Below are 19,310 nucleotides of genomic sequence, written 5' to 3' on the forward strand. Positions count from 1 at the left end.
GAAGTATCCTTTAGTTAGCGTTTTCCGCTGTGCAGCCAGAACGGCTCCTGCGTAATTGCGGTATTACGAAAGTGTTCGATCTCGATTCTCTGGCGCGTTTCAATGGCGTGGTACAGCCCCTGCCAGTTCTCCAGCCATTCGTTTGCCAGCGCGCGATCGTAATGGCCTGCCAGCAGCAATGCGCTGTCGATGTCACGTGCCAGGCGTGGCAACTGGTCGCGATAGCTGTCGCCCAGCGGTTGTGCGAAGGCTTTTTTCAGCTCCGCCGCACTGCGTGAAAGATGTACATCGGCGAAGCGTTTAAATGAATCGGCAAATTTTGCCTGCGCTTTTTCATCAAGGAAGGCGCGCCAGCCCTGCGTTACCAGCCACTCGGTCAACAGCAGTTTTGCCATTGCCGAAGGCGCATCCCATACCGCAGTGTCGGCAGAAACCGCCGAAGTCAGCGTGGCTTCCACCTGCGTCAGTAAATCACGTAAGTGAGCGCTCGCTTTACGCGGCACAATACCGCCAAAAAGCGCCAGCGTATGGCGGATTAACGCAATCGCACGCAGTACATCCTGCTTTGCCGCGTTGTTGCCGCGCACCCACAACTCTTCATGGTATTGCCACTGGGAAAGCGCCAGTTCCAGCGCGGCAGCAAAAGCTTGCTCAACGCTGGCCTTCGGGACGGTTTGCAGAATGTCCGTTGGACGGCGCTCGCGTGGGGCATTGCCCTGCGCCAGATGGTAACCACGCGCGGCTTTGCTCAGACTTCCCTGACGCAAAACAGAGAGCGTCACTAGCTGGCGCGCCAGCTTAAGGATATCCGCAGGATCGCCACTCAGCAGCTCCAGCTCCAGCTCGCAAATCGGCTCGGCGGATTCCCCGGCTTTCACTTCGCCGAGATCAAGGCCAATCTCAATTCGGCTCTCACCTACATTGACCAGCCATTTTTCACGGTAAAAATCGGTGCTGAACAGCGGACGCGTACGCGCTTGTAAATCGGCAGGCAGCTCGCCATCGGGCCATACTTCGGCAGGGAAGCGCGACAGATCAAGCTCCGGGCTGGCAAGCGGAATATTGTATTCAGGACGCTGATGTAAACCACCAATCACCCGTCCGGCAATTTTCATCGTCATCTCATACTGACCGTCAAAACCCCGGATGCGCAGCCCCATATCATGGCCGCGCAGCCAGTTGTCAGGTGTCTCATAGTAAATATTCAGTAACTGGCTGGCGGCGATATGTTCTTCGGTCAGCGTATGTAGATGGTGACGAAGCGTTTCCACGCTGTCGGCATTAACGATAAACTTTAATTCGATTTCCTGAGCCATGGCCTTGCACTTATGGTTATGTCACATCAGTGAAAATTTCGGCGAACTAACGCCCCTGATGTTTGTCAGTAGATAGTATTGTGTGCCAAATTGCCATGCAATGCGCAATTTGCTGGGTGCAAAAGTTCGTATAAGCGCGCAGTTTGACCCGGAAGATTCCGATTGATGCCACCTGCCAGGTGTCGTCAGACTGATGTCACTGTTTCCCATTCACATTTAACGAAAATAATGACTGCCTGATGCCAAAATTACGCCTGATTGGATTGACCCTGGTTGCACTGAGTGTGTCCGTTGGGATCCACGCTGAAGAAAAACGGTATGTTTCCGACGAACTGAATACCTGGGTACGTAGTGGCCCTGGCGATAATTATCGCCTTGTCGGTACGGTAAATGCCGGCGAGGAAGTGACTCTGCTGCAACAAAACAACGATTACGGCCAGGTGCGCGACAGCACCGGGCGCACCTCCTGGATCCCGCTGAAAGAGTTGAACGTAGAGCCAAGCCTGCGTACTCGCGTACCGGAGCTGGAGAACCAGGTCAAAACGTTGACCGATAAACTGAACAATATCGATAACACCTGGAACCAGCGCACGGCTGAAATGCAGCAAAAAGTGGCGCAGAGCGACGGGGTGATCAACGGCCTGAAAGACGAAAACCAGAAGCTGAAAAATGAGTTAATCGTCGCGCAGAAGAAAGTGAACGCGGCGAATCTGCAACTGGACGACAAGCAGCGCACCATCATTATGCAGTGGTTTATGTATGGCGGCGGCGTGCTGGGCGCGGGTTTAATCCTCGGCCTGCTGTTGCCGCACATGATCCCAAGCCGCAAGCGCAAAGATCGCTGGATGAGCTAAGGACATTCGCCATCTTCTCTACACTTACGTATTATCTGTCGACTTATGTGTAGAGGAGAGTGGTGTGAAGAGTTATCTGGTCGGTGGTGCTGTACGTGATTCGTTGTTAGGCCTGCCAGTCAAAGACAGAGACTGGGTTGTGGTCGGCGCCACGCCGGAAGAGATGCTCAACGCGGGCTACCAGCAGGTAGGTCGCGATTTCCCTGTGTTTCTCCACCCGCAAAGCCGCGAAGAGTATGCGCTGGCCCGCACCGAACGTAAATCCGGCTCGGGTTATACCGGGTTTATCGTTCATGCCGCCCCCGATGTCTCCCTTGAACAAGATTTACTGCGCCGGGATTTAACCGTCAACGCACTGGCGCAGGACGAAAACGGGCACATCATCGACCCGTTTAATGGTCAGCACGATCTACGTAACCGCATTTTGCGTCATGTCTCCCCGGCTTTTAGCGAAGATCCGCTGCGCGTACTGCGCGTAGCCCGCTTCGCAGCCCGCTATGCTCACCTTAGTTTTCGGATTGCCGACGAAACGATGTCGCTGATGCGCGCCATGACCGATGCTGGCGAACTGGCGCATCTGACCACAGAGCGCGTCTGGAAAGAGACCGAGAACGCGCTGCATGCCCGTAATCCTCAGGTCTATTTCCAGGTACTGCGCGACTGCGGCGCGCTGAAGGTGCTGTTCCCGGAGGTCGATGCGCTGTTTGGCGTGCCCGCTCCGGCGAAGTGGCACCCGGAAATCGACACCGGCGTTCACACGCTGATGACACTGACGATGGCCGCGATGCTCAGCCCGGAAGTGGACGTGCGTTTCGCCACGTTATGTCACGATCTGGGCAAAGCGCTGACGCCAAAAGAGCTCTGGCCGCGCCATCATGGTCACGGCCCGGCGGGCGTCAAACTGGTCGCAGGGCTGTGCCAGCGTCTGCGCGTACCAAACGAGATCCGCGATCTGGCAAAACTGGTGGCGGAGTTTCACGATCTGATCCACACCTTCCCCATTTTGCAGCCCAAAACCATTGTGAAGTTGTTCGACTCAATTGATGCGTGGCGTAAACCGCAGCGCGTAGAGCAAATAGCCCTGACCAGCGAAGCCGATGTGCGTGGACGTACCGGTTTTGAAGCCTGCGACTATCCGCAAGGACGTTTACTGCGTGAAGCGTGGGAAGTGGCTCGTGCCGTTCCAACCAAAGCGGTGATTGAAGCCGGTTTTAAGGGGGAGGAAGTTCGCGAAGAGTTGACGCGCCGCCGGATAGCCGCGCTGGCGCAGTGGAAAGCGCATCGTTGCCCTCAGCCCGCAGACTGAGGGCGCGAGCCTTAGAAGAAGACCAGATACACTGCCGCTGCGACGATAAAACGGTAAATCGCGAACGGAATAAAAGAGATACGTTTAATCAGCTCAAGGAAAGTTTTGATGGCGATCAGCGCGACAATAAAAGCGGTGATGAAACCCACGGCAAACATCGGAATATCGCCGGTGGTGAGAAACCCCATGCTCTTATAGAGATCCAGTGCGGTTGCGCCCAGCATCATTGGCACAGCCAGCAGGAAAGAGAACTCTGATGCGGCATAGCGGCTAACGCCCATCAGCATCCCACCGGAAATGGTCGCCCCGGAGCGGGAGAATCCAGGCCACAGCGCCAGACACTGGAAACAACCAATAATGAACGCCTGGCGATAAGTCATATCATCCACACCCTGCGCGCGCGGCACTTTCGGCTTCAGCACTTCTGCGGCAATCAGCAGGAAGCCGCCGACCACCAGCGCATAAGTCACGTTGAGCGGGTTAAACAGCGACTTGATGGTGTCATGGAATACCAGACCCATCACCACCGCTGGAATCATACCTAAAATGATATGAATCAGCGAAAGGCGTCCCGTACCGGTGCCTTCATGCGGTTGCTTGCCGAAGTGAATGCCAATCAAACCAAACAGGCGTCGCCAGAACATCACGACAACCGCCAGAATCGAGCCCAACTGAATCACAACCTCGAACGTTTTTGCTGTATCACCTTCAAATCCCAGCAAATGTCCGACGATAATCATGTGACCAGTGCTGGAAACCGGCAGGAACTCCGTCAATCCTTCAACGACACCCAAAATGGCTGCCACCAGCAGCGAATGCAGATCGCTCATCAATAAACCCCTAAAAAAGATATAAAAAACGGCCCCCCGAGGAGTAGCCGTGAATGGCCATCATCTATGACCTGAATACTAGCGCTTGGTTTAACTATTATGAATTTAAATACTTTCTTTCAGATTTAACCCACGCTCAATGATTACACCGACGCTCTGCGCCCGCGCCACGGCACCTGGTTTGCTCAGTTTGATGCGTATCCACGGCGACTGAAAACGCGCCAGCAGCAGTTCGGCCACCTCTTCCGCAACACGTTCAACCAGCGCAAAACGTCCCCCTTCCACATGACCGACAACCGCATCGGCGATATCGGCATAGCTGAGACAATCATTCACATCATCACTTTTCGCCGCCTGACGGTTATCCCAGGCCATTTCGATATCGAACACCAGTTTCTGCTCAATGGTCTGTTCCCAGTCGTAAACACCAATAGTGGTGATTACCGAAAGCTGCTCAATAAATACAATATCCATCACATTCCACCCGCAGTTTGTTTCAACACTGTGCTGCCAGGCCCGATCTTTCCTGCGGTCTGGCAGATTTTGCGCATTCACTGGATACCACTTTCCAGAATTTATGCGTATTATCCATCGATGCAGAGAATAAAACGACTTTTTCACAACGGAACAGCGTCATGAGTGCAATCGCGCCTGGAATGATCCTCCTTGCGTACCTTTGTGGCTCAATCTCCAGCGCCATTCTGGTCTGCCGCCTCGCCGGTCTTCCCGATCCGCGAGCAAGCGGTTCCGGCAATCCCGGAGCGACCAACGTTTTACGCATTGGCGGCAAGGGAGCAGCCGTAACGGTATTGATTTTCGATATTCTGAAAGGAATGCTGCCCGTCTGGGGCGCTTATGCGCTTGGCGTAACCCCGTTTTGGCTGGGGCTTATTGCTATCGCCGCCTGTCTTGGTCATATCTGGCCGGTATTTTTTAAATTTCAGGGTGGTAAAGGCGTAGCAACGGCGTTTGGCGCGATTGCGCCGATAGGCTGGGATTTAACGGGCGTCATGGCGGGAACCTGGCTTTTAACCGTGTTGTTGAGCGGTTACTCATCACTGGGCGCGATTGTCAGCGCACTGATCGCGCCGTTCTATGTCTGGTGGTTCAAACCGCAGTTCACCTTCCCGGTGGCGATGCTTTCCTGTCTGATTCTGCTGCGCCATCATGACAATATTCAGCGCCTGTGGCGCCGCCAGGAAACCAAAATCTGGTCGAAGCTGAAGAAGAAAAAAGAAGAGTAAGCCCGGCGGCATCTCAGCAACCGGGCTGTTGCAGTTTACGCCGCCGGCAGATCCGCCAGTGGCCAGCGCGGACGAACCGTTACGCCAAGCCCGACATCATTTCCTGCTTTCAGACGTACCATGCCCGCATAGGCGATCATCGCACCATTATCGGTACAGAACTCCGGACGCGCATAAAAGACTTCGCCGCGACGCTTTTGCATCATTTCCGCCAGTTTTACCCGCAGAGTGCGGTTGGCGCTCACACCGCCCGCCATCACCAGACGCGTAAAACCGGTCTGATCCAGCGCGCGTTTGCATTTGATCATCAGCGTATCAACCACGGCATCCTCAAATGCTCGTGCAATGTCGGCACGGGTTTGCTCGTCATCGCCATTGGTGCGAATGGTGTTTGCAGCAAACGTTTTCAGCCCGGAAAAGCTAAAATCCAGCCCTGGACGATCGGTCATCGGGCGCGGGAAGACAAAACGGCCTTCAGTGCCCTGCGACGCCAGTTTTGACAGCATCGGCCCGCCGGGGTAATCAAGCCCCAACAGTTTGGCAGTTTTATCAAATGCTTCACCGGCGGCATCGTCAATTGACTCGCCCAGCAGTTCGTAATGACCAATACCGGTGACACTGATGAGCTGCGTGTGCCCGCCGGAAACCAGCAGTGCTACAAACGGGAAAGCCGGAGGGTTTTCTTCCAGCATCGGCGCCAGCAGATGCCCTTCCATATGGTGAACCGGAATCGCCGGGACATCCCAGGCGAAAGCCAGCGAACGTCCGACCGTCGCGCCAACCAGCAGCGCGCCAACCAGGCCTGGTCCAGCCGTGTAGGCCACAGCATCGATATCTTTTGCCGCCAGCCCGGCTTCTTTCAGCGCAGCCTGAATCAGCGGCACGGTTTTACGCACATGGTCGCGGGAAGCCAGTTCCGGCACCACGCCACCGTAATCCGCGTGCAGTTTTACTTGACTATACAGTTGGTTGGCTAAAAGCCCCTGGTGGTCGTCATAAATTGCGATGCCAGTTTCATCGCAGGATGTTTCAATGCCCAGTACGCGCATGGATCTGTTTACCTCTTTGCAATACCGCGCAGTGTAGGGCGAATACCGGTCGATGTAAAACTTTGCTCACCCCAGGTGAGGAGTTCGTGTATACTCCTCACCCTTACAAAAGTCCCTTTCAAAAAGCGCGTCGGTGCTTTACAAAGCAGCAGTAGTTGCAGTAAAATTCCGCACCATTTTGAAATATGCTGGTGTGAACGCCAGCGGCAAACCGAATTAATCAAAGGTGAGAGGCACATGCCGGTAATTAAAGTACGTGAAAACGAGCCGTTCGACGTAGCTCTGCGTCGCTTCAAACGTTCCTGCGAAAAAGCAGGTGTTCTGGCGGAAGTTCGTCGTCGTGAGTTCTATGAAAAACCGACTACCGAACGCAAACGCGCTAAAGCATCCGCAGTGAAACGTCACGCGAAGAAACTGGCTCGCGAAAACGCACGCCGTACTCGTCTGTACTAATCTCTGGAGAGCGGCACGCTCTCAGATTTAGACCGAGTTGTAGTTGTAAGGCCGTGCTTCCGAAAGGAATGCGCGGCTTATTTTCGTTTATAACCTGATATAACCAGCGTGATTTGTGCCACATTCTGCGGCCTGAAGAACGAGGGCTATAAAAGATCAAAACGGGGCCTATGGCTGGACGAATCCCACGTGTTTTTATCAATGACCTGCTGGCGCGCACCGACATCGTCGATCTCATCGACGCGCGTGTAAAGCTGAAAAAGCAGGGCAAGAACTACCACGCGTGTTGTCCATTCCATAATGAAAAAACCCCTTCTTTCACCGTAAACGGTGAAAAACAGTTTTATCACTGCTTTGGCTGCGGCGCGCACGGTAACGCCCTCGACTTTTTAATGAACTACGACAAGCTCGAGTTCGTGGAAAGCGTCGAAGAACTGGCCGCCATGCACAACCTTGAAGTGCCTTTTGAAGCAGGCAGCGGGCCCAGCCTGATAGAGCGCCATCAACGACAAACGCTCTACCAGTTGATGGACGGGCTCAACGCATTTTATCAGCAATCTCTGACGCAACCTGCTGCTGAACCGGCGCGCCAGTATCTGGCAAGGCGCGGTTTGAGTAGCGAAATTATTGCGCGTTTCGCCATTGGTTATGCCCCTCCCGGCTGGGACAACGTGTTAAAGCGTTTTGGCGGCAATAGCGAAAACCGCAAATCTCTGATCGATGCCGGCATGCTGGTAACGAACGATCAGGGGCGCAGTTACGATCGCTTCCGTGAACGGGTAATGTTCCCCATTCGCGACAAGCGTGGCCGGGTGATTGGTTTTGGCGGGCGTGTTTTAGGTAACGATACGCCCAAATACCTCAACTCCCCGGAGACCGATATTTTTCATAAAGGCCGCCAGTTGTATGGCCTTTATGAAGCGCAATTGGATAACGATGAACCTCAGCGTCTGTTGGTCGTCGAAGGCTATATGGACGTGGTCGCGCTGGCGCAGTACGGCATCAACTATGCGGTTGCTTCGCTGGGCACCTCCACCACGGCGGATCATATCCAGTTGCTGTTCAGAGTGACGAAAAACGTCATCTGTTGTTATGACGGTGACCGGGCTGGTCGTGATGCTGCCTGGCGTGCGCTGGAAACCGCGCTACCTTATATGAGCGACGGTCGTCAACTGCGGTTTATGTTCCTGCCGGATGGTGAAGATCCGGATACGCTGGTGCGTAAAGAGGGCAAAGCAGCGTTCGAAGCGCGGATGGAGCAGGCTCAGCCGCTCTCCACGTTTTTGTTTAACAGCCTGTTGCCGCAGGCGGATTTGACGACGCCGGATGGTACCACGCAACTTGCAGCGCTGGCGCTGCCGTTAATCAATCAGGTGCCAGGTGAGACGTTACGCATTCAGTTGCGACAGCTGCTGGGGAACAAGATTGGTATTTTCGACGATGCGCAACTTGATCGTTTAATGCCAAAACAAGCGGAAAACAACGCTCCGCGCCCCGCTCCGCAGCTAAAACGCACAACCATGCGTATACTTATAGGGTTATTGATCCAGAACCCGGAGCTGGCATCAGCGGTTCCGTCATTAGAAGGGCTGGATCAATCCAGGCTCCCCGGGCTTGGCTTATTCGCAGAACTGGTCAACACTTGTTTGTCTCAGCCAGGCCTGACTACCGGACAGCTACTGGAGCACTATCGCGGCACCAAAGAGGCGGCAACCCTTGAAAAACTGTCGATGTGGGACGATATAGCAGATAAGGAAATCGCAGAAGAAGCGTTTACCGACTCGCTCAATCATATGTTTGATTCGATGCTTGAACGGCGACAGGAAGAGCTGATAGCTCGCGATCGTACGCACGGTTTAAGCAGCGAAGAACGCCGGGAGCTCTGGCAGTTAAACCAGGAACTGGCGAAAAAATGAATTCAACGGCTTAAGTGCCGATAACCGATCGGGTTGATCCCGACAGCCGCGATGAGGGCCAGCGGCAAAAATATAAATACACCCTCGCGTTAAATGTTGGCTGTTTATTTCGCCGACCGACACCAACCCTCATGAATTTAAGTGTGGATACCGTCTTATGGAGCAAAACCCGCAGTCACAGCTGAAGCTACTTGTCACCCGTGGTAAGGAGCAAGGCTATCTGACCTATGCCGAGGTCAATGACCATCTGCCGGAAGATATCGTCGACTCCGATCAGATCGAAGACATCATCCAAATGATCAACGACATGGGCATTCAGGTGATGGAAGAAGCACCGGATGCTGATGATTTGCTGCTGGCTGAGACCACTGCCGACACGGACGATGACGCTGCCGAAGCGGCTGCGCAAGTGCTTTCCAGCGTGGAATCTGAAATCGGGCGCACGACCGACCCGGTTCGCATGTATATGCGTGAAATGGGTACCGTTGAACTGCTGACCCGTGAAGGCGAAATTGACATCGCCAAACGTATCGAAGACGGGATTAACCAGGTTCAGTGCTCCGTTGCCGAGTACCCGGAAGCCATTACCTATCTGTTAGAACAATACGACCGCGTCGAAGCGGAACAGGCGCGTCTGTCCGATTTGATCACCGGCTTTGTCGATCCAAATGCGGAAGAAGATCTTGCGCCAACGGCAACGCATGTCGGCTCTGAGCTCTCCAGCGAAGAGATGGATGACGACGATGATGACGAAGATGAAGACGACGATGACAGCAGCGACGATGACAACAGCATCGATCCTGAACTGGCCCGTGAAAAATTCGGCGAGCTGCGTACCCAGTACGAACTGACCCGCGACACGATCAAAGCCAAAGGCCGCAGCCACGCTGCAGCACAGGAAGAGATCCTCAAGCTGTCTGAAGTCTTCAAGCAGTTCCGTCTGGTGCCGAAACAGTTCGACTACCTGGTGAACAGCATGCGTATCATGATGGATCGCGTGCGCACTCAGGAACGCATCATCATGAAGCTGTGCGTTGAACAGTGCAAAATGCCGAAGAAAAACTTCATTACGCTGTTCACCGGCAATGAAACCAGCGAAACCTGGTTCAATGCTGCGCTGGCGATGAACAAACCGTGGTCCGAAAAGCTGCATGAAGTGACAGAAGAAGTTCAGCGCAGCCTGCAAAAACTGCAACAGATTGAAGAAGAAACCGGCCTGACCATCGAGCAGGTAAAAGATATCAACCGTCGTATGTCCATCGGCGAAGCGAAAGCGCGCCGTGCGAAGAAAGAGATGGTGGAAGCGAACCTGCGTCTGGTTATTTCTATCGCCAAGAAATACACCAACCGTGGTCTGCAATTCCTCGATCTAATTCAGGAAGGCAACATCGGTCTGATGAAAGCGGTTGATAAGTTCGAATACCGCCGTGGTTACAAGTTCTCCACCTACGCAACCTGGTGGATCCGTCAGGCGATTACCCGCTCCATCGCGGATCAGGCGCGCACCATCCGTATTCCGGTGCATATGATTGAGACCATTAACAAACTCAACCGTATTTCCCGCCAGATGCTGCAGGAAATGGGTCGCGAGCCGACGCCGGAAGAGCTGGCCGAACGCATGTTGATGCCGGAAGATAAAATCCGCAAAGTGCTGAAAATCGCCAAAGAGCCAATCTCCATGGAAACACCGATTGGTGATGATGAAGATTCGCATCTGGGTGATTTTATCGAGGATACCACCCTCGAGCTGCCGCTGGACTCAGCCACCACCGAGAGCCTGCGTGCGGCAACGCACGACGTGCTGGCTGGTCTGACAGCCCGTGAAGCGAAAGTACTGCGTATGCGTTTCGGTATCGATATGAACACCGACCACACGCTGGAAGAAGTGGGTAAACAGTTTGACGTTACCCGCGAACGTATCCGTCAGATCGAGGCGAAAGCGCTGCGTAAACTGCGCCATCCGAGCCGATCTGAAGTGCTGCGTAGCTTCCTCGACGATTAATTTATCGCATCGTTATAACGAAAGGCTCCCACGGGAGCCTTTTTTATTTCCGCCGCACTATAGCCCCCTTGTCACCAGCGCATCATCCAGTTCGCGGTAAGCGGCTACCAGTTTATCCAGCGTCGCGCGATTTAACCCACTGGGGTTCGGCAGTACCCAAATCTGTGTTACGCCGATGCTCATCGTCTGCTTGCCCCAGTTAGTACCTCTGACGCTGAATGCCTGCTCGAAGGCCTGTTTACCGAGGATCGCCAGCGCTGCAGGCTGATACTCTTCGATCTTCATAACCAGCTCTCTGCCGCCGGTACGCAGCTCATGCAGCGCCACTTCGCTGGCCTGTACCGTCGGGCGTTCCACCAGCATGGTGATGCCACAGCGCGTATCCAGCAAATGAATCTCCTCTTCCGGTCGCAGCAGCCTGTCGGTAAAGCCGGCCTGATGGATCACCTTCCAGAAACGGTTGCCAGGATGCGCAAAGTGGAAGCCGGTATGCGCGGAAGATTTACCCGGATTGATACCACAAAACACCACGCGCAGCCCGGGAGCGAGAATATCATTGATCATAGTTATTCCTGGTCAATTGTCATAAACACCAGTATAAGGGATTGAAAATCCGCTGTTTATAAAAACATCAGCCAGGATATTCATGCTGGATTGCAGGGGTAAGTTACTTTATAATCCCCCCGCTGTGGCCCCTTAGCTCAGTGGTTAGAGCAGGCGACTCATAATCGCTTGGTCGTTGGTTCAAACCCAACAGGGGCCACCAAATTTTAAATTTAGAAACAGATACTTAAGCCACCTCTTATGGTGGTTTTTTTGTTTTTTAAATCCTGAATGTCCCAAAAGTATCGCCCCAACTTTTGATAATCCCCATCACTCTGTCGCTTCTATCGCTACAACAACAGTCGCAGAATGGCGCAATGCGTTCCTTCCCGATGAAGCCATCACTCAAGCGACAACACTTTTCATGCGGTGCCTTCCGAATCTTAATAAGATCCGCATCTTTTCACACGAGAATAACGTATTACCGGCACCAACATAAAAAGTTAATCAACGCTTTACTATAAATAATTACTCTCCGCACTATAATTTCCTTAATAAATTACCTCTCTGATATATCTTAATAGAACAAATAATATAATAAAAACGTGACAACAACTATTAATAACCACCATTGCATACGCTAGAATAAATGCCTTAGCACTGTATGAATCGCTCCAGCGGCATGAATTATAGATTATTCTCCCACGTACCATGTTATAAGGCAGAAACGTATAATGTATCGCTATAATGCTTTTAGCTATCCGTATTGAGATAACCATTCATATAAAATATATCCAGGATGATTCAATGAAGAAAATGATATTCGGAAACAATACGCCGCCAGGAACCCCGGCCAATCAACCTGAATTTAAAGCGAGATATGGCGCGCCTCCGGTGATGCACAGTGGTTTTCCCAAACAAGGTTATCTGTATATTCCTTTTGCAGCAGAGGATATGATCCATCAAAGTCTGGGCTTAAATTTAATCCGCCACCTGAAGGGAAAAAGCCTCTATCCACTAATTGTGCCAAATCAGAAAATTCGAAATGAAATAATGGAACTACGTGCTGCAGAAATAAACAACCTGGTTACTCAGATAAACACTGTCAGCGATAAATTGCAGGAGGTCGATGCTGGTTTACAAGTGCATGAGGACTGGAATGGTGAGACATTAAGAAAAGCGCTGTCACCGGATATATTTGATAAATTCACAGCCAGTATTGCGAGATTATCACAACAACTGGTTGTATTAAAAAATACAAACTTTACACATATACCATTAAGTCAATTATCCGCCACCACGGATAAACTCTATATTCTTGGGCACGGAACGGCCGGTGCAGACGTACTGGCAGCCGATGAAGCGGCAACCCTGGGGTTGATGACGGCCGCAACCCTCGCTGAACAATTGCATTCATGCGGGCTACCTAAAACATTCGAGGATATCCGTATAACTGCCTGTTATAGCGCTGATTCTTTCAAGCCAACGTCTTTTGCTGCTGTCGAGCTGGAAGCATCGTCAGGTGCAAAAAGAAAAGGAATAATAGGAAAATTCATCTCCCTGAAAGGTACTCAACCTCTGGCGCAAACCATAAGCAGAGAGCTCCAGCGTCTCGGTTACAACAGCATTCAGGTAACCGGATACCATGGCGCCGGAGTAACATACAGCCAGACAGAATTCAGGGCCCGCCGAATTCCAGGGGCGCCAGATATTCGCCGCTCACTTGTCAGTCATACTTTCCGCTGACCTTTCGCAGGGGCGTTCCGACAAGCAGAACGCCCCGTTTCAGGAGGCTAATGCTCTTTCAGCCTCTGCAGATTTTTGATCATACTCATCCTGCGCCGCCGTCAATTGTGGCCCATATTCCAGCGCCCAGCGATACAGTGCCTCAAATGGCTGTCGAAGTGATTCGCCAAGCGGCGTAATACGGTATTCAACACCCACCGGCATTGTCGGCAACACTTCCCGGTGCACCAGCCCGTTGCGCTCCAGCCGTTTCAGAGCGTCGGCCAGCGCTTTATGGGTGATACCATCCAGCCTGCGACGGATCTCATTGAAACGAGAAGGTTTTGTACACAGCACAGTCAGGATCAAAATCGACCATTTATTGGTGATGTGCTCAAGTATCGGGCGCGTTTTGCCCACATTTCCTAAAACGCAGTCATCGATTTTTGTCATAGCGGTATATCCAATGATATCTAATATAAACAAAGTGCGTAATTGATACTAAATATAAAACTTATATCATCGATTTTCCACTCAACAGGAGAATCATCATGAACAGACTGCACAACAAAACGGCCCTCATACTGGGTGGCGCAAAAGGAATTGGCCTGGCGATAACCCAGCGTTTTGCCCATGAAGGCGCCACGACCTGGTTTACCTCCCGCCGCGAGGAAGAGTTACAGAACGCTGCCGCTAAAATCGAAGGAAATGCGCTGCCGCTGCGTGCTGATGTCAGCCAGCACAGCGAACTGGCGCGCATAATGGAAAATATTCAGCAACTGGATGTGCTGGTGATTAATGCCGGCATGTCAGAGTACGCCACCCTGGAGCAGGTTTCAGAAACGCACTTTGAAAGCACCTTCGGGTTGAATGTCCGCTCGCCGCTATTTGCCCTGCAAGCTGCGCTGCCGCTGCTCAAACCCGGTTCCAGCGTGGTGCTGATAGGGTCGATTGCCGATGTTATCGGAACGGAAGGTTATGGTGTCTATAGCGCCAGCAAAGCCGCGCTGCGCTCTTTTGCCCGAACCTGGACGCGCGAACTGGCAGCCAGAGGCATTCGCGTTAACGTCGTCGCGCCCGGCCCTATTGATACGGAAATGATGGCTGCGGCCTCGGAAAATGTTCGTCAGGGATTAACGCAGGCAATTCCACTGGGTCGCATGGGCCAGCCGGAAGAAGTGGCCAACGCCGCGCTGTTTCTTGCGAGTGACGAAAGCAGCTATATCGCTGGTGCCGAGATTTGTGTCGATGGCGGGTTAACGCAAGTGTAAGGGATCCTTTCAGGCCGCAAAGCATGTCAGCAGAGTGGCCTGAAAGCCGCAATGCGCGCACTTTTTCGCGTATTTCGCCGATTTAAGCCCCCATAAGCGCAATTTTCACAGAAACACTAACGCATTGAAATATGTCCAATGTAATATGGATGCAGACTATTGCGAGATTCACATCTATAGTCCAGATTTGATGAATAACCACACCCCTTAATAAACTCTTAAGCGCTTTGACGAAACGCCATGAACAAACCTATAAAACGGCTTGAAATCATCAAATACGCCATCGAACTGGAGGATGACGGCATCATCCTCAGTCAGCTTCCTTTGTTGAAAAATGAAGTTACGGATCCGGAGTTAGCGTTTATCGTCCATGCGCTTGAAGAGAAGAATTACAGCGAAGCGATGCGCGCCATAACGAACTGGCTGCAAAGCCAGCGTTCCGTCGTAAGCTGGCAGGATCCGCAAGTGGCCGCCAGTAAGCTGGAACTGAAAGCACTGGAAGAACAACTGCGCGAACTGATTGATAAACGTAACGCGCGCATCCAACTGCTCGACGAGTTCAACGATCTCTACTTAACCCGCCTTGGGCCGCTGATGTCACAGATCCTGCGCCTGCGCAAAACCCTGGCAGAAGCCGCCGTTCGCCGCCAGGAAGCGGAAGCGCGCCGTCGCGAAGCCGACTATTTGCGCTGCCAGAAGTATCTGTCGCAGGCGGTGGAAGTGCTGGTTACCTTGACGCAGCGCTGGCAAAGCATGCCGCCGCACTCATTGCAGGCTGCCGAAGCGCGTAAACATCTGCAACAGCAAAGCGAGTTGATAGCCTCGTTGCTGGCCGAAGCGCAGGAGCTGGAACGCGGTCTTACGCGTGAAGAAGAACCGGCACGCCAGGCGCGTGACGAAGCACGTCAGGAATACGAGAGCTATCAGGAACAGCAGCACGATGCCGAAAAACGTTTCAGCTTCGAGCAGAAGATGTCAGAGGATGAGCGTCACGAGCTGAAGCGCCTGTGGCGCCAGGCCAGCAAACTCTGCCACCCGGATCTGGTGGACAACGATTTAAAAAATGAAGCGCACGGCATGATGGTGCAGCTCAACCAGGCGCGCCAGCGCGGCGATCTTAGCGCTATCCGTGCCATTCTGACCCGCCTGCAGAAAGGGCTGGAGCCGCTGATGGCAAGCGATCGTTTAAACGATCTGCAGCGCCTGCGTCAGCGTATTGCTGAAGTGAAGCAGCATATTGCCAGCCTGATTGAAGAGCTGGCAACGCTCGAAAAAGAGGAGTCCTGGCAACTTGTGTCGTCGCTGGGCGATCGGGAAACCTACTTCCGCCAGCAGGAAAAAGCGCTGGGTGAAATTCGCCAGACGCTGGAGCAGCAAGTCAGCGAAGCTGAATACGACGAAGTGGCCTGAAAGCAGCAAGCCCGGTGAAATACCGGGCTTCGTCATTATTTCTTGTGCCAGTACGCCTGCGCACGCACCCGCTGCTGATCGATATTGTCGGTCGCATAGCGCTCCATCAGCGATTTCACCACCTCACCTTCCCCGGTCAGCCAGATAAAATAGTCCTCATCGGCGACGGTCAGCGAAGCCAGTTTATCGTGCAGCGCCTGCGGGTTATGGCCAACCACCCATTGAATATCAAAGCCGCTCAGATGCGCCAGATAATCCTGATACACCGCATCGGCAACCGTCACCACTGCCGTCACCTTCGGGCGAACTGCGAGCAGGCTTAGCGCTTCCAGACGGCGACGCAGCGCAGGCATACCGGATTCATCGCACACATAGAGTTGCCAGGCGTAATCTTCCGGCACCACCAGCGAACCGCGCGGCCCGCCGATCGTCAGTGTATCCCCAGCCTGCGCATTCACCGCCCAGTGGCTCGCCACGCCGCCGTCGTGAATATAGAAATCCACCACCAGTTCGTGCCGGCTGGCGTCATAGATCGGCGTGTAATCGCGGGATGCCGGGCGTGGTCCATCGCCCCAAACGATGCCTTCGTCAGTCACCGTCGGCGGTACAAAGTGCGATCCCGGCTGCGGAAAGAAGACTTTTGTGTGATCGTCAAAACCGCGCGACGTAAAGCCTTCCAGTTGTTCACCGCCCAGCACAATGCGCTGAAAACCACTGCCAGCGCGTTCCGCGCGCAGAACAGTTAACTCGCGAAAGCGCAGTTCATTGCGTACGCGTTGGGGATAACGTGGAGAATGAGTTGTCATAATCGGCCTTCGTGAAAGTGAATACGATATATCTAAATGTTGTGCAAATGATAATGATTGTTGATTGTGCAGAAGACAAGGCATTTTTATGATATAAACACATGGAAAGCACCGATTGCCAAAGCATAAAATAATTTCGTTTATTATCAATAAAATAAAAAAAACCTCACTCCAGCACTGTCTAAATAGTTAATTTAGATATAAATTAGATATATCAATTTATCAGGAGTACAGCATGCGCCATCATCACGAGCGGGCCGACCGCGAACATCCGCACCACGGCGGCGGACGACGCCAGCGCTTTTTTGGTCACGGTGAGTTACGTCTGGTCATCCTCTACTTGCTGAGCAGCAACGCCAGCCACGGCTATGAGTTGATCAAAGCCATCGAATCCCTGACTCAGGGCAACTATACGCCCAGCCCTGGCGTGATTTATCCCACGCTCGATTACCTGCAAGAGCAGGGGTTCATTACCGTTGGCGATGAAGAGAATGGGCGCAGAACTATTGCGATAACGCCGCAGGGTTTGCGCTGGCTGGAAGAGAGCCAGGCGCAGATTGCGGAGATTCAGGAACGCATCCGGGTGCGTAACGTCGGTTATCAGCTACGCAGAAACCCGCAAATGAAGCGGGCGCTGGATAACTTTAAAGCAGTGCTGGATTTACGGGTAAATCAGGGGGAACTCAGCGCCGCACAGCTTAAGCAGATAATTGGCATTATCGACCGCGCGGCGCTGGATATTTCACAACTCGATTAAGCCATTTCTGGCGTATCGCGCAGACGGAAGACCTGAACCAGTTCGCGCAGGTGCAGCGCCTGATCGTTCAGTGCCGCCGCCGCCGCAACCGACTCCTCCACCAGGCTGGAGTTCTGCTGGGTGGTTGAGTCAATCAGGCCAATGGCGCTATTAATCTGCGAAATGCCATCGGTCTGTTCGCGGCTCGCCTGGCCGATCTCACGCAGGATCACATCCATCTCCTGCACATTGCTCACCATGCCGTTAATCAATCCGCTGGCTTTTTCCACCAGCGCCATCCCTTCACGGGTCTGGCTGGTGGAATTTTCGATCAGATGGCGAATATCATTCGCCGACGAGGCGCTTTTCTGCGCCAGCTGACGAACTTCGCCCGCAACCACCGCAAAACCACGTCCGTGTTCCCCTGCGCGCGCAGCTTCAACGGCTGCGTTCAGCGCGAGGATGTTGGTCTGGAACGCAATGGAATCAATCAGGTTGATAATGTCAGACATCCGGTTTGAGGTGTCGTTAATGACGCGCATCTTCTCCGTGACCTGTTTCATCATCTCGCCGTTATTTTTCACCACTGTCGCTGCGCCCGCGGAAAGCTGCGTGGCTTCTGAGGTGTGATCGGCGGTATTTTTTACCGTGGCGGTGATTTGCTCCATCGATGCTGCAGTCTGTTCCACCGAACTTGCCTGCTCTTCCGTTCTTGCCGCCAGATCCTGGTTACCGGCAACAATCTGCGCCGCCGCGCTGGAGATACTCTCCGAACCGTTCTGTACCTGATGAACAATCTCCACGAGGCGCTCTTTCATCTCCATTAATGCCTGTAGCAGAACCCCCGTTTCGTCGCGGTGGTGTGAGTCGATCGAGCGGGTCAAATCGCCATTAGCAATGGCTTCTGCGAAGGTGACAGCCTCACGCAATGGACGCGTGATCATACGGACAATGATCCAGCCGATCAGGCTGCCGAAGCCAATGCTCAAGACTGCGAGCAGAATGAGGATCAAGCGGCTCGCGGCAAAATCGTGCTGCACGACCTCACCCGCCCCTTTCATCTGCGCATCCTGGATAGCAATCAGCTCCAGCACCTTTGCTTTGTAGGCGTTCTGGATATTCACCGTGTTGCTCATCATCTCCTGTATCGCAGCCGCACGATCGTTATTTTTCACGGCGTCGAGGATACGAAAGCGAGAATCAAGGTACTGCTGGCGTACGGTGCGGATTTCAGCAAGGATTTTCTGCGACTTGTCATCATGCAGGTTTTTCGCCAGATCTTCGAGCAACGCGGTAATGTGGCTGCTGATCTCAGAAAGCTGCTTCTGCGACTCGGAGGTCCACTTCCCTTCGCTATCAAGTAGCATCAGTTGCTGAATGCTGACAAAAGAGTTGAAGTTATCGATCAGCTGATTGGCTTTAACAGTGGTTGGATAGTCATCACGCACGATTTCTTGCATTCCATTATTTGCGCGATCCAGGCTGGTGAGTGACATTGAGGAACTCACCACCATCAACACAATAAAAAAGCCGAACGCCAGAAATAATTTCGTGCCTATTTTTACATTATGTAAAAACATATTTTCTCCATGGGTTTGATTATTTTACCGACGAAAGTGTCGGGCGCTTAACCCTAAAGGCCCGCTTAAGTCCCTGGCGCAAATTAAACATATGCAGCCAAAACACGTTATCGGTAACCAAATCGCTAACTTTATGAGTTTGATCGTTTTTTTAATTATTTATTGATGAATCTGATAGTTAAGAACTATTAATCGCTGTTTATCGATCGTTATATTCGCGAGAAGAATGATTTGCGCAACATATATTAACGCCACTTAAATGAATTTAA

18 protein-coding genes and 1 tRNA gene are annotated in these 19,310 nt (G+C 52.7%); 11 read left to right on the forward strand and 8 right to left on the reverse strand.

Annotated features, from left to right (window positions below):
* Nucleotides 1-14: 14 nt before the first annotated feature.
* On the reverse strand, nt 15-1,316 hold the full coding sequence (locus tag CWM66_RS17750; protein ID WP_007370071.1) for an inorganic triphosphatase: 1,302 nt from the start codon (nt 1,314-1,316) through the stop codon (nt 15-17).
* A 239-nt stretch (nt 1,317-1,555) separates the two neighbouring features.
* Here CWM66_RS17750 and CWM66_RS17760 point away from each other — a divergent pair, with 239 nt between their 5' ends.
* Entirely contained in the window at nt 1,556-2,170 is a 615-nt protein-coding gene (locus CWM66_RS17760; RefSeq protein WP_007370070.1) for a TIGR04211 family SH3 domain-containing protein, read from the forward strand.
* A gap of 64 nt (nt 2,171-2,234) precedes the next feature.
* Nucleotides 2,235-3,476 (forward strand): multifunctional CCA addition/repair protein, encoded by a 1,242-nt coding sequence (locus CWM66_RS17765; protein WP_107147018.1) that lies wholly within the window; start codon nt 2,235-2,237, stop codon nt 3,474-3,476.
* Nucleotides 3,477-3,487: 11 nt separating this feature from the next.
* Here CWM66_RS17765 and bacA read toward each other — a convergent pair whose 3' ends face one another.
* Complete coding sequence (gene bacA / locus CWM66_RS17770; protein ID WP_007370068.1) at nt 3,488-4,306, reverse strand: undecaprenyl-diphosphate phosphatase; 819 nt, start codon at nt 4,304-4,306, stop codon at nt 3,488-3,490.
* Between the two features lie 105 nt (nt 4,307-4,411).
* Entirely contained in the window at nt 4,412-4,780 is a 369-nt protein-coding gene (gene folB / locus CWM66_RS17775) for a bifunctional dihydroneopterin aldolase/7,8-dihydroneopterin epimerase (protein WP_007370067.1), read from the reverse strand.
* 161 nt (nt 4,781-4,941) lie between these two features.
* Here folB and plsY point away from each other — a divergent pair, with 161 nt between their 5' ends.
* Nucleotides 4,942-5,550: a glycerol-3-phosphate 1-O-acyltransferase PlsY gene (gene plsY / locus CWM66_RS17780; RefSeq protein ID WP_007370065.1), complete on the forward strand. Its 609-nt coding sequence runs from the start codon at nt 4,942-4,944 to the stop codon at nt 5,548-5,550.
* Nucleotides 5,551-5,585: 35 nt separating this feature from the next.
* Here the strand turns inward: plsY and tsaD are convergent, their stop codons facing one another.
* Complete coding sequence (gene tsaD, locus CWM66_RS17785; protein WP_071921543.1) at nt 5,586-6,599, reverse strand: tRNA (adenosine(37)-N6)-threonylcarbamoyltransferase complex transferase subunit TsaD; 1,014 nt, start codon at nt 6,597-6,599, stop codon at nt 5,586-5,588.
* Nucleotides 6,600-6,836: 237 nt separating this feature from the next.
* On the opposite strand from tsaD, the gene rpsU reads away from it, so the two are divergent.
* The 3 genes from rpsU (at nt 6,837) to rpoD (ending at nt 10,970) form a co-directional block, all read left to right on the forward strand.
* Complete coding sequence (rpsU, locus tag CWM66_RS17795; RefSeq protein WP_001144069.1) at nt 6,837-7,052, forward strand: 30S ribosomal protein S21; 216 nt, start codon at nt 6,837-6,839, stop codon at nt 7,050-7,052.
* A 170-nt stretch (nt 7,053-7,222) separates the two neighbouring features.
* The gene (gene dnaG / locus CWM66_RS17800; protein WP_035887854.1) at nt 7,223-8,968 is read left to right on the forward strand and encodes a DNA primase; all 1,746 of its coding nucleotides are present in this window, start codon (nt 7,223-7,225) and stop codon (nt 8,966-8,968) included.
* Nucleotides 8,969-9,125: 157 nt separating this feature from the next.
* Nucleotides 9,126-10,970 (forward strand): RNA polymerase sigma factor RpoD, encoded by a 1,845-nt coding sequence (rpoD, locus tag CWM66_RS17805; RefSeq protein ID WP_007370062.1) that lies wholly within the window; start codon nt 9,126-9,128, stop codon nt 10,968-10,970.
* A gap of 57 nt (nt 10,971-11,027) precedes the next feature.
* Here the strand turns inward: rpoD and mug are convergent, their stop codons facing one another.
* Nucleotides 11,028-11,534 (reverse strand): G/U mismatch-specific DNA glycosylase, encoded by a 507-nt coding sequence (mug, locus tag CWM66_RS17810; protein ID WP_035887857.1) that lies wholly within the window; start codon nt 11,532-11,534, stop codon nt 11,028-11,030.
* 126 nt (nt 11,535-11,660) lie between these two features.
* Here mug and CWM66_RS17815 point away from each other — a divergent pair.
* Together CWM66_RS17815 and CWM66_RS17820 are read left to right on the forward strand one after the other, a co-directional pair.
* Nucleotides 11,661-11,736 (forward strand) — tRNA-Ile (locus CWM66_RS17815).
* 584 nt (nt 11,737-12,320) lie between these two features.
* A complete protein-coding gene (locus tag CWM66_RS17820; RefSeq protein ID WP_107147045.1) occupies nt 12,321-13,259 on the forward strand; it encodes a hypothetical protein in 939 nt (312 codons plus the stop codon).
* A 39-nt stretch (nt 13,260-13,298) separates the two neighbouring features.
* Here the strand turns inward: CWM66_RS17820 and CWM66_RS17825 are convergent, their stop codons facing one another.
* Nucleotides 13,299-13,691 carry a helix-turn-helix domain-containing protein gene (locus CWM66_RS17825; RefSeq protein ID WP_007370012.1) on the reverse strand — a complete coding sequence of 131 codons (393 nt, stop codon included), beginning with the start codon at nt 13,689-13,691 and terminating at the stop codon, nt 13,299-13,301.
* 98 nt (nt 13,692-13,789) lie between these two features.
* On the opposite strand from CWM66_RS17825, the gene CWM66_RS17830 reads away from it, so the two are divergent.
* Complete coding sequence (locus tag CWM66_RS17830) at nt 13,790-14,509, forward strand: SDR family NAD(P)-dependent oxidoreductase (RefSeq protein WP_035887863.1); 720 nt, start codon at nt 13,790-13,792, stop codon at nt 14,507-14,509.
* A gap of 240 nt (nt 14,510-14,749) precedes the next feature.
* Nucleotides 14,750-15,919: a hypothetical protein gene (locus tag CWM66_RS17835; RefSeq protein ID WP_007370010.1), complete on the forward strand. Its 1,170-nt coding sequence runs from the start codon at nt 14,750-14,752 to the stop codon at nt 15,917-15,919.
* 35 nt (nt 15,920-15,954) lie between these two features.
* Here CWM66_RS17835 and CWM66_RS17840 read toward each other — a convergent pair whose 3' ends face one another.
* Complete coding sequence (locus CWM66_RS17840) at nt 15,955-16,725, reverse strand: siderophore-interacting protein (protein WP_107147019.1); 771 nt, start codon at nt 16,723-16,725, stop codon at nt 15,955-15,957.
* 235 nt (nt 16,726-16,960) lie between these two features.
* On the opposite strand from CWM66_RS17840, the gene CWM66_RS17845 reads away from it, so the two are divergent.
* A complete protein-coding gene (locus tag CWM66_RS17845) occupies nt 16,961-17,482 on the forward strand; it encodes a PadR family transcriptional regulator (protein WP_035887866.1) in 522 nt (173 codons plus the stop codon).
* Here the strand turns inward: CWM66_RS17845 and CWM66_RS17850 are convergent.
* Nucleotides 17,479-19,041 (reverse strand): methyl-accepting chemotaxis protein, encoded by a 1,563-nt coding sequence (locus CWM66_RS17850; RefSeq protein WP_035887869.1) that lies wholly within the window; start codon nt 19,039-19,041, stop codon nt 17,479-17,481. The two genes, CWM66_RS17845 and CWM66_RS17850, sit on opposite strands and share 4 nt — an antisense overlap.
* Between the last annotated feature and the right edge of the window lie 269 nt (nt 19,042-19,310).

Origin of the sequence: Kosakonia sp. H7A (assembly GCF_003028445.1) — a bacterium.
GTDB lineage: Bacteria > Pseudomonadota > Gammaproteobacteria > Enterobacterales > Enterobacteriaceae > Kosakonia > Kosakonia radicincitans.

Bases quoted from the DNA above. Each gene is read 5' to 3' on its own strand.
- CWM66_RS17850 (WP_035887869.1), bottom strand. From the start codon at position 19,041: ATGTTTTTACATAATGTAAAAATAGGCACGAAATTATTTCTGGCGTTC.
- CWM66_RS17820 (WP_107147045.1), top strand. From the start codon at position 12,321: ATGAAGAAAATGATATTCGGAAACAATACGCCGCCAGGAACCCCGGCC.
- CWM66_RS17825 (WP_007370012.1), bottom strand. From the start codon at position 13,691: ATGACAAAAATCGATGACTGCGTTTTAGGAAATGTGGGCAAAACGCGC.
- folB (WP_007370067.1), bottom strand. From the start codon at position 4,780: ATGGATATTGTATTTATTGAGCAGCTTTCGGTAATCACCACTATTGGT.
- CWM66_RS17760 (WP_007370070.1), top strand. From the start codon at position 1,556: ATGCCAAAATTACGCCTGATTGGATTGACCCTGGTTGCACTGAGTGTG.
- CWM66_RS17845 (WP_035887866.1), top strand. From the start codon at position 16,961: ATGCGCCATCATCACGAGCGGGCCGACCGCGAACATCCGCACCACGGC.
- bacA (WP_007370068.1), bottom strand. From the start codon at position 4,306: ATGAGCGATCTGCATTCGCTGCTGGTGGCAGCCATTTTGGGTGTCGTT.
- mug (WP_035887857.1), bottom strand. From the start codon at position 11,534: ATGATCAATGATATTCTCGCTCCCGGGCTGCGCGTGGTGTTTTGTGGT.
- CWM66_RS17750 (WP_007370071.1), bottom strand. From the start codon at position 1,316: ATGGCTCAGGAAATCGAATTAAAGTTTATCGTTAATGCCGACAGCGTG.
- tsaD (WP_071921543.1), bottom strand. From the start codon at position 6,599: ATGCGCGTACTGGGCATTGAAACATCCTGCGATGAAACTGGCATCGCA.
- rpsU (WP_001144069.1), top strand. From the start codon at position 6,837: ATGCCGGTAATTAAAGTACGTGAAAACGAGCCGTTCGACGTAGCTCTG.
- rpoD (WP_007370062.1), top strand. From the start codon at position 9,126: ATGGAGCAAAACCCGCAGTCACAGCTGAAGCTACTTGTCACCCGTGGT.
- CWM66_RS17835 (WP_007370010.1), top strand. From the start codon at position 14,750: ATGAACAAACCTATAAAACGGCTTGAAATCATCAAATACGCCATCGAA.
- plsY (WP_007370065.1), top strand. From the start codon at position 4,942: ATGAGTGCAATCGCGCCTGGAATGATCCTCCTTGCGTACCTTTGTGGC.
- dnaG (WP_035887854.1), top strand. From the start codon at position 7,223: ATGGCTGGACGAATCCCACGTGTTTTTATCAATGACCTGCTGGCGCGC.
- CWM66_RS17840 (WP_107147019.1), bottom strand. From the start codon at position 16,725: ATGACAACTCATTCTCCACGTTATCCCCAACGCGTACGCAATGAACTG.
- CWM66_RS17830 (WP_035887863.1), top strand. From the start codon at position 13,790: ATGAACAGACTGCACAACAAAACGGCCCTCATACTGGGTGGCGCAAAA.